Below are 11,807 nucleotides of genomic sequence, written 5' to 3'. Positions count from 1 at the left end.
GCCTTGGCGCTGGCGCTCCCTCTGCTGGTGGTTGCCCCCGGCAACAACGCACCAGAGCCGCTGCCGCCCGGGCCGGCCCCGCTGCCTTCCGCCGAGCCGCAGGCGGCGGAAGAGCCCACGGTATCCGTCTATGTAACCAAGACGGATACCGTGGAAGAGCTGCCGCTGGAACAGTACCTCGTCGGCGTCCTGGCCGCCGAGATGCCGGCGGAGTTCCAGCTGGAGGCGCTCAAGGCCCAGGCCATCGCGGCACGAACCTATATCGTGCAGCGGCTGGCGTCCGGCGACCGCAGCGGCGTGCCGGACGGGAAGGCCCTGGTGACCGACACGGTCAGTCACCAGGCTTATATCGCTCAAGACGAGTTGACGAAGGAATGGCGTCGGCTGGGGAAGGAAGCCGAGCTGACGAAGCTGCGGCAGGCCGTTAAGGAAACGGCGGGTGTGGTGATGACGTATGAAGGTAAGCCGATTACGGCTTCTTTTTTCTCCACCAGCAACGGGTATACCGAAAATTCAGAGGATTATTGGAAGAACGAGATTCCCTACCTGCGCAGCGTGGAGAGTCCATGGGATAAACAGATTTCGCCCAAATACAAGACAACGGTCACGATGCCAAGGTCGGAGTTTATCGGGAAGCTTGGCCTGGCGGATGGAGCCGTACCGGTATCGGCAGGCGGGGATGGGGGTTCTTCTTTTTTGAAAGTACTCTCATATACGCAAGGCCATCGCATTGAGAGCGTACGGGTCGGCGGCAAGAAGTTCACCGGTCGCGAGGTGAGAGAGAAGCTGGGGCTCCGGTCCAGCCAATTCACCCTTCATATGAAAGACGGAGAGATTGAGATTACGACCTACGGCAACGGCCACGGAGTCGGCATGAGCCAATACGGAGCAGAGGGCATGGCCCGCGAGGGATATGAAGCGAAAGCGATCCTGGAGCACTATTATACGAATATTTCTTTTGACAAAACTTCAAATCTTCTCTCTTTAAATACAAGTTCAAAAAATCGGTTTTTCAACACCGAGAAGGTTGAATAAAGCTAGGGACTGAGAAGCGGAGCGTACGTTATGGGTACGTGAGCATTGGAAGGACCGGCTGAATTCAAGATTCGATGCCGAGTTGCCCCTTGATTCACTCCGTGATCAAAAGACGACTTTTGGAACAACCTCTCAAAAAAATAATAGTGAGATAACGTATAAAAGAGTTGACCCCGGTAACAATGGTTACTGAGGTGATTGCAAATGAATGAACAGAACAAAAATAGTAAACCCCACGAAGAAACTCCTAAAACTGTGCAAGGAGATTCGGCGGTAACGTCATCTTCGTGGAAGAAAGCATTATCCAAACGGTGGGTGTTCCCGGCAGCATACTTAGCAGCAGCGGCAATTATACTAACCCTCGTGTGGGTCTACCAGGACGCCAGCCAAAAGACGCTGAACCCACAAGAGGAAGCAACAACCGTATCGGAATCGGTTCAAGGCTCGGAGAAGCCTGCTGCAACCGAAGGCAATGACGGAGAGGCTGTAGAAGTGACGGCCAATGCGCAAGCGATGATCTGGCCGGTAGCGGACGACGTGGCGGTGAGCATCGTCAAACCTTACTTTGACGAGACGAACCCGGAGACCCATCAAGAGGCGATGGTGCAATATAACGACACCTTCACGCCGAATCTGGGAATCGACTTGGCTACCGCCGACGACACGATGTTCGAAGTCAGAGCCGCGCTTACGGGTAAAGTGACCCGGGTCGAGAATCATCCGGTCAACGGCAACGTCGTGGAGATTACCTCCGGCGATACGAAAACCGTGTACCAAAGCTTGAACGAAGTGAAAGTGAAGGAAGGCGCCGAAGTGAAGCAGGGCGATTCCATCGCGACGGCCGGACGCAGCGAGCTTGAGAAGGATCTCGGCAACCACGTGCACTTTGAAGTGTATGAGGGCGGGAAACTGGTCAACCCTGTGAGCGTGCTTCCGCAAAAATAATTTCATTTCTTCGTCATATGCGCCCACCGCGCACTTGAAGAGGCAGGATCTTGGGATCCTGTCTTTTTTTTGCTGCGGGTTCGGATGGCAAGTCCAACCCTTGCTGCGCCTTGATTTATGGAGTTTTTCTGCTTGTCCGCGATTGGCATGTCCAGAAAATAAATGGGTCCAAGTAAGCTTGTCAGCACTTGAAACCGCGAATATCCCGTCAGGCCCCTCATATAATGTACCAAACTATCCACACAGTAGGGAGGCGGGAGCGTGCACGATTACATCAAAGAGCGGACCATTAAGATCGGACGCTGTATCGTGGAAACGAGGCATACGGTTCGAACTATAGCCAAAGAATTTGGCGTGTCGAAGAGCACGGTGCATAAGGACTTAACCGAACGTCTGCCGGAGATCAACCCGGACCTGGCGGATCAGGTAAAGCACATTCTCGAATACCACAAATCCATCCGCCATCTGAGAGGCGGAGAAGCTACCAAGATCAAGTACAAAAAAACCGGCAGCAACCGTGAACCGGTGGCCACGGCAAAATCCTGATTTTTTAGGGCTTTGGTCGCTAGATTGGCGTTGAATCCCTCCCCTAAAGTATGATATGTTAAAAGCTGGTATAGGATCGAAATATGGGACCTGTTTTGCCGAAGATCATCATCGATTGCTAGATTATGTCGAAGGGTGGTACGGTACAGCGAACAGACTCTTTTACCATAAAATGACACTTTGGGGGCTTTTCATGATGTTGAGCAAGGATATTGGAATCGATCTCGGAACGGCGAACGTGCTCATTCACGTAAAGGGGAAGGGGGTAGTGTTAGACGAACCTTCCGTTGTCACTATTGAGACCGACACCAAACGAGTCCTTGCCGTCGGTGAGGAAGCACGGCGCATGGTCGGGCGTACTCCCGGCAACATTACGGCGATCCGCCCGCTGAGGGACGGGGTCATCGCCGACTTCGAAATTACGGAAGCGATGCTGAAGTACTTTATTGATCGCGTGGGCGCGCGCAGTTGGCACAGCCGGCCCCGAATCCTGATCTGTGCACCGACGAACATTACTTCGGTGGAGCAGAAAGCGATCCGGGAAGCGGCTGAGCGCAGCGGCGCAAGGGATGTGTTCCTGGAAGAAGAACCGAAGGCGGCGGCAATCGGCGCAGGAATGGATATTTTCCAACCGAGCGGTAACATGGTCGTGGACATCGGGGGCGGCACCACGGATGTGGCCGTCCTGTCCATGGGCGATGTGGTCACCGCTTCTTCGATTAAAATGGCAGGGGACAAGTTCGACGAGGCGATCACGAAGTACGTGAAGCATAAATATAAATTGCTGATCGGGGAACGGACGGCAGAAGATTTGAAGATGGCGATCGGAACGGTTCGTCCGGGCGGCAGACAAGCTGAGATGGACATTCGCGGACGCGATATGGTATCGGGGTTGCCGTTTACCGTAACGGTGTCGTCAGAGGAAGTGCAGGAAGCCCTGTGGGATCCCGTGTCATCGATCGTGCTCGCAGCCAAATCCGTATTGGAGCGCACTCCGCCTGAGCTGTCGGCGGATATCGTCGATCGCGGCGTCATTCTAACGGGCGGCGGCGCGCTGCTTCACGGATTGGACGAGCTGTTGACGGACGAGCTTCGGGTACCGGTGCTTGTCGCTGAAGATCCGATGCACTGTGTGGTTAAAGGAACGGGAATTATGCTGGATAATTTGGACAAGGTCGTTAAGAAAAAGTTCTAACCTTCCGATATAGATGATAGGACAAGGTTAATGGAAGGGAAGTGCCTTCATTGTTAAGAGGTCTTTATACAGCGGCTTCAGGGATGATGACCCAGGAGCAGCGACATAATACGGTGACGCAGAACATCGCCAACGTTAACACGACAGGCTATAAGGCAACGAACAGCGTACAGCGATCGTTCCCTGAAGTGCTGGTCTCGATGATCGGCGGCAACGAGTCGTCGAATGCGGGACGGAAGCTCGGCAAGTTCAACACCGGCGTATACGCGGAGGAGAGCATTTCGCTATATACGGAAGGCGCGCTCCGTGAAACGAACAAGACAACGGACTTTGCGCTGGTATCCTCGTTCACGGTACAGAATCCGGCAACGGGCCAGGCTTATCCGTTTGATGCTTCGGGCAGATACGTGGATGAGAACGGCGAGGTGATTTACCGGCCGGAAGGATTTTTCACGGTTCAGAACGAGAACGGAGATGTCCGGTACACCCGCAACGGCAGCTTCCGGGTCAGCCCCGAAGGCAACCTGCTGAGCGAGAGCGGCTATCAGGTTCTGGATAACAATAACAGACCGATTGTATTGACAGGTCCGGCGAGTGACTTTACAGTGAATGAGCAAGGAGAAATCATGGACGCCGCTGGCAGAGGGACAGGCATCATCCTCGGCGTCAGCATCGTGAGCCAGCCTCATGGACTGATTCGAGAAGGGCATGGCGTGTTCCGCATGGCTGATCCGGACGGTGAAGTGCGTTTTATGACGCCGGCCGATAACGGAGTGGTCCGTCAGGGATTCATCGAAGGATCCAACGTGGATCCAACGCAATCGATGGTGGAATTGACCGCTGCGCTGCGCGCGTATGAAACGAATCAGAAAATCGTTCAATATTACGACAGAACGCTGGAGAAGGCGGTCAATGAGATTGGCCGCGTCTAAGCTAACGTCTGTAAGCAGGTAGGCAGCACACTGCTGCCCGAATAATGGGAGCCCACGGGAGGTAAGTAATGAACAACTCGATGATTAGCGCCATGGTGTCGATGAATGCCCTCCAGCAGCGATTGGATGTCATTGCGGACAATATGGCAAACGTCAACACGGCTGGTTATAAGAAAAAGGAGGCATCCTTTGAGGATGTGCTGACTCAGGTTCAGGGCCATCACAAGGATTTCGACCGGACGGGCCGTGCGACGCCGCTTGGCTATACACTCGGGTACGGCATGAGATTATCTTCCGTTGTGCCAAACATGGAGCAGGGCGCCATGAAGGAAACCGGCAACCCGCTCGATCTGATGATTGACGGGCAAGCCATGTTTGCGGTTCAGGGTGACGGCGCGATCGGATATACCCGCGAAGGCGGATTCCATGTATCCCCGGACGCCCGTAATCCGAACAACCTGCTGCTGGTCAATTCACAAGGCTATCCTGTGCTTGACGTGAACGATAACCCGATCTCTCTTCCGGCCAAAGGGAAAGTTGCCATCAATGAGAGTGGTCAGATTATCGTGGAGACCCCAACGGGTGGCCGTACGGCTCCTTATGCCACCTTGAAGCTGGTTGAGCTTGAGCGTCCGGAGGGACTGGTCGCTGTAGGGGATAACCTGTTTGTCTTAGGGAACGGCTTAGCGGAAGGCGACGTATTCGATACGACGCCGCCTGCTCCGGGCGAGCCTCCTAAATCCAAGGTGCTTTCCGGATTTGTGGAGCAATCCAACGTGAACCTGACCGATGAATTGACCAAGATGATGGAAGTTCAGCGGGCCTACCAGCTGACGGCACGCGCGCTTAGTTCCAGCGATACCATGATGAACCTTGCCAACACAATGCGAGGGTAGGTGGGCATCATGAGTGAATCAAACGCCAAAAAACGCTCCAAGACATCCGGATGGAAAATCGCCGTCCGTATCATGATTCCTGTATTGCTCGTACTGGCATTATTCGGGGGCATGGTCTTCGGATATGTTGTCCTGGGGGATCAGGAGCTTAGTGAAGTGTTTGAATGGGGCACATGGAAGCATGTTTTTGATTTGATTTTCGCACCGTGACGAAGGTCGGGGTGACATACAACGTTGTTGATAAGATGCCAAACTCCCTGCAAGGGAGTTTTCTTTTTTTAGGGTTAAACGGTATAATGGGATGGGACTTGCGTATTAACTTTGTCATTTCATGACATTGGACGGATGTATATAAAATAACCCCACAAAGTGGAGCCTATGCTGCGATGCTTATTCCAAATACTTTGCACCCCAAAAAACTTATAAAAGGGCCCTCTCCTCGTACACGGAATGTCCGAAGGAGAAAGCCCCTTATCTGAAACCTTCACTTCTGCAGCGGTGAAGGATATCCATCATTTTTTCCGCAGATCCCTCTTTTTATGCAAATGATCTGAAATTCGTTAAAGAACCTCGAAGATGAAGCATGATACAACCATCAGCAATACCTTCCGCTGCTGAGAAAGCGGCATAGCGGCGCAACTGGAACGAACTCCCCTTTTCAATCGCTATGCTTGGCGGGTACGTACATAAGGAGGATTTAATACTATGTTGAACATCAAACAGATCCAAGAGATTATTCCGCATCGTCCCCCGTTTTTGCTCGTCGATAAGATCGTGGAGATCGAGGATGGCAAACGGGCGGTCGGTATCAAGAACGTGACGATCAACGAACCGTTTTTTGTCGGGCATTTCCCTGAATATGCCGTTATGCCGGGAGTCCTGATTGTAGAAGCTTTGGCGCAAGTCGGCGCTGTGGCGATTCTCAACGTAGAGAGCAATCGGGGCAAGCTCGGCTTTTTGGCGGGCATTGACGGTTTCCGTTTCCGTGGACAAGTGGTGCCGGGAGACACGCTGCGCCTGGAAGTTGAGATCATTCGCCTGAAGGGCATGATCGGCAAAGGGAAGGCGACCGCAACGGTGGATGGACGCGTAGTGGCCGAGGGAGAAATTATGTTTGCTCTCGCGGATAAGGAGTAATTTTCAGACTATTCTTGTTTGGATGAGGAAGGGAGACTTTTTTTCATGTCAGAGATGAGTCAGAGAACAATCGATACGGTACAGCGTTGGTTGAATGATCCTTATGTAGATGAGGAGACGAAACAGGAGCTGCGTTCACTCGAGCACGATGCCAAAGAGCTGGAGGAGCGTTTTTATCGTGATCTGGAATTTGGAACGGGCGGTCTGCGCGGTGTCATCGGTGCAGGCAGCAACCGGATTAATAAATATACGGTAGGTCGCGCAACGCAAGGCTTTGCGCAATATATTCTGGAGGCTCACGGCGATGCGGAAGGCAAGCCTTCCGTTGTCATTGCCCATGATTCCCGGCATTTCTCGCCGGAGTTTGCGTTGGAGGCTGCTTTGGTTCTGGCCGGCAATGGGATTGTAGCCAAGCTTTATCCTTCCTTGCGTTCTACGCCGCAACTGTCATTCAGCGTGCGCCACTTGGGCGCTACCGGCGGGATTGTCATCACGGCAAGCCATAATCCGCCGGAATATAACGGCTATAAGGTGTACAACCGTGAAGGCGGCCAGCTGGTGCCGGACGAAGCGGAGAACGTGATTGCCCGGATTCAGGAGGTGGATTCTTTCTCCGCCGTGAAAAGGCTGTCGCAGGCGGATGCCGAGGCTCAGGGTCTGCTGGTTTGGCTGGGCGAAGCGGAGGACCAGGCTTTTGTGGATACGGTGACCGATGTCAGCGTGAATCGGGAGCTTATCGCGTCCAAGCTTGGCGAGGATTTTAGAATCGTATTCACGCCGCTGCACGGAACAGGGCAAGCCCCGGTCGAACGGGTGCTTCGGAGCATCGGCTTTAAGCATATCCATGTCGTTCCTGAGCAAGCCCAGCCGGACGGCAACTTCTCCACCGTGAAATCTCCGAATCCGGAGGAACGGGAAGCGTTCACGCTTGCGATGAAGCTTGGCGAGGAAGTGGGAGCCGACATTTTGATCGGGACGGATCCGGACGCAGACCGCATGGGGGCCGTCGTGAAGAACGCTCAGGGCGAATACGTCGTGCTGACAGGCAATCAATCCGGCGCGATTATGATCCACTATTTGCTGGGTCAATTGAAAGCAGCGGGCAAGCTGCCTCATAACGGTGCCGTCATCAAGACCATCGTTACGAGCGAGATGGGAGCGGCGATTGCCGAGCATTATGGTGCCGCCGTGTTGAATACATTGACGGGCTTCAAGTACATTGGCGAGAAAATGACCCAGTTCGAGGAGTCCGGCAGCCATACGTATCTGTTCGGCTACGAGGAGAGTTACGGCTATTTGGCAGGCAACTATGCGCGCGATAAGGATGCCGTGCTGGCCTCGATGCTGATATGCGAAGCCGCCGCCTACTATAAAGGACAAGGCAAGACGCTGTACGATGTGCTACAGGAGCTTTACGAGCAGTTCGGTTATTTCCTCGAGACGCTGGAATCCCGGACGCTCAAAGGCAAGGATGGCGTTGCCCAGATTCAAGCCAAGATGTCCGATTGGCGCGACAATCCGCCCCAGAAGGTCGGAGGCCAATCGGTTAAGCAGGTCCTTGACTATGCAGAGGGCTTGGACGGATTGCCGAATGAAAACGTGTTAAAATATTTGCTGGAAGACGGTTCATGGTTCTGCCTGAGACCTTCGGGCACCGAGCCGAAGATCAAAGTATATTTTGCCGTGCGCGGTGAATCTCTCGCCGATGCGAAGGCCAAAATTCAATCGCTCTCGGATCAAGTCATGGCCCGGGTAGACGCTTAACCATAGATATATTTTAATGAGAGAAGAGAACGAAGGGGATTTACGATGGTTGCTGCAAGGCATCAATGTAGCTGTTGCCCTCCATCGTAAATTCCCGCAGGTTCGATGAGGAGGTACTTTCGTGGTTCAGAAATGGAAACGCTGGAACACGGCAGCCCGCAAGTGGCTGTGGATTCTGGTTGTTCTTGGCGTTGCAGCGGCCCTGCCTGTAGGTTATGACCGACTGCAAACAGAATCAACATCAAAGAACGTTGAGTTGGTGTTTGATTATCGGGATTTGTTGGATGTCGCGGTGTATCAATCCAAGCCGCAGGATTTTATATCCGAGCAGCTGGATCGCCTGAAAGAGGCCGGCGTGATCAGTATGGCGCTTTATGAAAGCACGCTGGACGAGCTGGCGAAATCGCGGCGGATATCGGTATATGACGGGCAGCAGGTCGCCGATCTGACAGGTACGACGGTCTCCCCGAACGAGAATTTTACGTATGTTGCATTCCTAAACGAGGAAAGCGCAGCTTTAATTAAACCCATCATTCAAGACACGTTCACGAGACTGGGGATTCCGGTAAGATCATGGCAGTTCGATCGCGCAGTGGACGGATTGGTGCTGGAAACCCCGCGTTCCAATGCCGTCATTAAACCGTTGTCTCCAGACCCGATTACGATCAGCATGCTGCGGGAGAAGGGCTTTAACATTGTGCCGCGTCTGTCGGACAGTCTTCCGTATGACCAGGCTTACATGGAGAAGCTGATGGCGTACTTCGCGGATAACGGCGTGAAACGCATTCTGTTTGAAGGGGATTCCGCCAGAGGTTTTAATGATCAAGCCGACATGAAAAGCCTGGATTCCTTTGGCCAGCTGTTGAACCAACATGGTATCGGCCTAGTGGCGATTGAGAATATCAAGCGTCCGCAAAAAGGCTTTACGAAACTTGCCTATTTAACGGATTACAACGTAACCCGTATTTATTCCTTAAGCGAGCGGGATGCTAATCTGGAGCCCGAGGTTATCGGGGACCGCTTTGCCCTGGCCTCCAAAGACCGTAACATTCGTATGTTCTATTTGAATGCAGAGCCGAGCCGGGATATGACCAAGGCTACCGTTACTCATCCGCTCGACAATCTGATTGACAGTTTGACCGGATCGGGCCAAGCCATCAAGCAGATCGAGGACAATGGATTTACCATGGGTCCTGCAGAGCCGTTTAAGGTAACCGACTCGTCCTTGCAGCGTTACTTCAAGCTTGGGGCAGTCGTCGGAGCCATCGCGTTGATTTCGCTCATGATTTCCTATTACATTCCGTTCTTGACGATTGCAGCCTTCCTGATCGGCCTCGTGGGTAGCGCGGGATTGTATGTTTTGAAGCCGACATTGCTTGAGCAGGCCTTGGCTTTATTTGCTGCGATCAGTGCCCCAACGGTTGCCGTCATATTGGCCATTCGCAAAGTTAATGAAACGCAGAAGAGCATTCCGGACATGAGCTCTGGCAGAAGAGTGACTCATTCGATCGTATTGCTGGTCAAGACCTCAATCCTGTCGCTTGCGGCCGTACCGATCGTTGTTGCGTTATTGAACAATGTGACCTATATGCTCGTGCTGGATCAGTTCCGTGGCGTGAGCTTGCTGGCCGCAGCTCCGATTGGGCTTATTGCGATTTACGTGGTTCTGTATCGCGGTGGGTCGACTTACAGCGCAATTCTGAAGTTGCTTAAAGCACCGATCTCACTGACATGGGTCATAGCAGCCGGTATTGTGGCCATCGTTGGCTGGTACTATCTCACCCGTACTGGTAATGCAGGCTCCGTATCTTCGATCGAAATGGCATTCCGTACATTCCTGGAAAATACGTTTGGCGTACGTCCGCGTAACAAGGAATTCTTGCTTGCTCATCCGATGATGGTACTCGGCGTGTTCCTGTCATTTAAATACCGTCATGCCGTATACCTTCTCATTATCGGCGTGATGGGACAGCTGTCGATGGTCGGAACATTCACGCATATTCACACGCCTCTCTATATTTCGGCGATTCGGGTGGTATTGGGCCTTGGACTCGGCCTGATCATCGGATTGATCGCGATATTGGTATGGCAAGTGGCAGAAAGGATCTGGAAACGATGGTCTCCACTTCTAAGACAATAGTCATTTCCGGATATTACGGATTTAAAAATAGCGGTGACGAAGCGGTGCTGAAATCGATTCTGACCGCATTAGAGCAGGAAGGACAGGCGGCGGGGGTCGATATCAACCCCGTTGTGCTTTCCATTGACCCGGAATGGACTTCGGCTGCCTACGGGGTTAAATCCGTTCATCGGATGAAGCTGGGCGAGGTTCGACAGGCGATCAAGGACAGCGACGGTTTGATCAGCGGCGGGGGAAGCCTGCTGCAGGATGCTACCAGTCCGAAGACCATCCCTTATTATCTGGGCGTTCTCAAGATCGCGCAGTGGCTCGGTAAACCGACGTTTATTTATGCCCAGGGCGTTGGCCCGGTGAACCGTAAACTGTTTTATCCGATGATTCGCTCGATCTTCCGTAAATGCACGTATATCTCGGTGCGGGACATCCAGTCGGGCGAACTGCTTCAGTCCATGGGAATATCGGGGGAAGCCGTGCACGTCGTGCCGGACCCGGTGATGGGGTTGCCGCTGCCGGCCGGAGAGGGTATCCACAGGGATTCCCACCCGGGATCAGCATTGAAAGAGAATGAAGCTGCACCAGTTTCTTCTATAGAAGAGCAGCGCGAATCATTCGAAGAACCTGTAAAGCCATCCTCGTTATTAAGCGGAGACACGAAAGGCTCTCTGCCAGTCATCGGCATTTCGGTTCGGTATTGGCATCCGGAACGAAAAGAACTGAAGGCTGTAGCGGAAGGTTTAAAGGCATTGGCCGAACAACGACCGGTGCATCTTCGCTTTCTTCCTTTTCATCAGCCGGATGATATTGAGGCTTCGCAGTTTATAGCGGATGCCATGGGTAATGTTTCCAAGAATGGCTCTGTCTTGAGTTTTTACCGCGATGAGAAACAGCCGCAGGACATGCTGCGCGAGGTTAGCCGTTGTGATATGATATTGGGCATGCGTCTGCATAGCCTGATCTATGCAGCGAATCAGAGCGTGCCGCTGCTCGGAATTTCTTATGATCCGAAAATCAACCACTTCTTGAAGCGGCTTGGCAGCGAGCCTGTCGGAAGCACTGAATCCCTTGATCCGAGCGTACTAAAGGATCAGATGCTGAAGCTGTTGGACGATGCAGCGGCATGGAAGGCGGAGCATGGCGAGCAGATTGCCGTGCTGAAACGCGAGGCTGCCATGCCTGCACGCCACATTGCCCAATATTTACGCCATAGAGGATGATAA

The 11,807-nt window shown here is 53.0% G+C and carries 11 protein-coding genes; all 11 read left to right on the top strand.

Annotation, left to right across the window (positions count from 1 at the left end; genetic code table 11):
- The coding region (spoIID, locus tag HMPREF9412_RS23480) for a stage II sporulation protein D (RefSeq protein WP_139084066.1) at positions 1-1,035 on the top strand (1,035 nt) is incomplete at its 5' end.
- A 204-nt stretch (positions 1,036-1,239) separates the two neighbouring features.
- The gene (locus tag HMPREF9412_RS23475) at positions 1,240-1,980 is read left to right on the top strand and encodes a M23 family metallopeptidase (protein ID WP_009594239.1); all 741 of its coding nucleotides are present in this window, start codon (positions 1,240-1,242) and stop codon (positions 1,978-1,980) included.
- A 261-nt stretch (positions 1,981-2,241) separates the two neighbouring features.
- Positions 2,242-2,526 carry a sporulation transcriptional regulator SpoIIID gene (gene spoIIID, locus HMPREF9412_RS23470; RefSeq protein ID WP_009594246.1) on the top strand — a complete coding sequence of 95 codons (285 nt, stop codon included), beginning with the start codon at positions 2,242-2,244 and terminating at the stop codon, positions 2,524-2,526.
- A 196-nt stretch (positions 2,527-2,722) separates the two neighbouring features.
- Positions 2,723-3,721: a rod shape-determining protein gene (locus tag HMPREF9412_RS23465; protein ID WP_036673284.1), complete on the top strand. Its 999-nt coding sequence runs from the start codon at positions 2,723-2,725 to the stop codon at positions 3,719-3,721.
- A gap of 50 nt (positions 3,722-3,771) precedes the next feature.
- Positions 3,772-4,653: a flagellar hook-basal body protein gene (locus tag HMPREF9412_RS23460; protein ID WP_036660349.1), complete on the top strand. Its 882-nt coding sequence runs from the start codon at positions 3,772-3,774 to the stop codon at positions 4,651-4,653.
- A 68-nt stretch (positions 4,654-4,721) separates the two neighbouring features.
- Positions 4,722-5,549: a flagellar hook-basal body protein gene (locus tag HMPREF9412_RS23455; RefSeq protein WP_009594230.1), complete on the top strand. Its 828-nt coding sequence runs from the start codon at positions 4,722-4,724 to the stop codon at positions 5,547-5,549.
- Between the two features lie 9 nt (positions 5,550-5,558).
- Positions 5,559-5,759 (top strand): DNA-directed RNA polymerase subunit beta, encoded by a 201-nt coding sequence (locus HMPREF9412_RS23450; RefSeq protein WP_009594210.1) that lies wholly within the window; start codon positions 5,559-5,561, stop codon positions 5,757-5,759.
- 495 nt (positions 5,760-6,254) lie between these two features.
- A complete protein-coding gene (gene fabZ / locus HMPREF9412_RS23445; protein ID WP_007133270.1) occupies positions 6,255-6,686 on the top strand; it encodes a 3-hydroxyacyl-ACP dehydratase FabZ in 432 nt (143 codons plus the stop codon).
- Positions 6,687-6,731: 45 nt separating this feature from the next.
- Positions 6,732-8,450 carry a phospho-sugar mutase gene (locus HMPREF9412_RS23440; RefSeq protein WP_009594264.1) on the top strand — a complete coding sequence of 573 codons (1,719 nt, stop codon included), beginning with the start codon at positions 6,732-6,734 and terminating at the stop codon, positions 8,448-8,450.
- Positions 8,451-8,571: 121 nt separating this feature from the next.
- Positions 8,572-10,590, top strand: coding sequence for a DUF5693 family protein (locus tag HMPREF9412_RS23435; RefSeq protein WP_009594256.1), 2,019 nt, complete (start codon positions 8,572-8,574; stop codon positions 10,588-10,590).
- Positions 10,566-11,804, top strand: coding sequence for a polysaccharide pyruvyl transferase CsaB (gene csaB, locus HMPREF9412_RS23430; protein WP_009594261.1), 1,239 nt, complete (start codon positions 10,566-10,568; stop codon positions 11,802-11,804). Before HMPREF9412_RS23435 ends, csaB begins: the two co-directional genes overlap by 25 nt.
- Positions 11,805-11,807 lie beyond the last annotated feature (3 nt).

This window comes from Paenibacillus sp. HGF5 (assembly GCF_000204455.1).
In the GTDB taxonomy this organism is placed as follows: Bacteria; Bacillota; Bacilli; order Paenibacillales; family Paenibacillaceae; genus Paenibacillus_AQ; species Paenibacillus_AQ lautus_A.
This window is presented reverse-complemented; position numbering and strand designations above follow the sequence as displayed.